Below are 772 nucleotides of genomic sequence, written 5' to 3'. Positions count from 1 at the left end.
TTCTCTAGTGCGAGTGCTTTTGATTTTGAGTTCAGAACTTTGTCTTCATGCTCTTTAAGCTCAGGAATAATGTAGCGCTCGGCATTTTTCAGAGTTTGGCGACGCACGTAATGTGGCGGTACCAAATGGCTTTGGCCACGGCTTACCTGAATGAAGAACCCATGTACAGCGTTGTAGCCAACTTTCAGCGTATCGATGCCATGACGCTCGCGTTCGTCCGCTTCGAGCTTTTCTAGATACTCGGTTGCACCATCAGCGAGCTTGCGCCACTCATCCAATTCTTCGTTATAGCCTTCTGCAATCACACCACCATCGCGGATCACTACCGGCGGGTTTTCTTTGATAGCACGTTCAAGAAGCTCACATACCTCATCTATTGGCGCAGCATATTGAGCCAACTTCACTAGGTATGGATGAGTTAAGGATGCAGTGAGCGATTCTAGTTCAGGAAGTTGCTGCATGGCATGGCGTAGGCGAGCCATATCACGTGGACGAGCAGAACGTAGAGCAAGACGCGCTAAGATACGTTCAATATCGCCAATCTGTTTTAAAGTTGGCTGAAGATCGGTAAATAAGCCTTGATCTTTAATTTCACCAATCGCATCCAAGCGGTTGTTTAGCGTATCAATACAACGCATCGGTTGATGCAGCCAACGCTTTAACATGCGGCTGCCCATCGGGGTTGAGCAATGGTCGAGAACTGCGGCGAGTGTATTGTCCGTGCCGCCAGCTAAATTTTTGGTGATTTCTAGATTGCGACGCGTAGCAGCAT

Annotated in this window: 1 pseudogene; it reads right to left on the bottom strand. The window is 48.3% G+C overall.

Annotated elements, in window-relative coordinates:
* A pseudogene (locus tag R8N47_RS24720) lies at positions 1-772 on the bottom strand (DNA mismatch repair protein MutS); the annotation flags it as partial.

Source organism: Vibrio sp. 2132-1, assembly GCF_033344315.1.
This window is presented reverse-complemented; position numbering and strand designations above follow the sequence as displayed.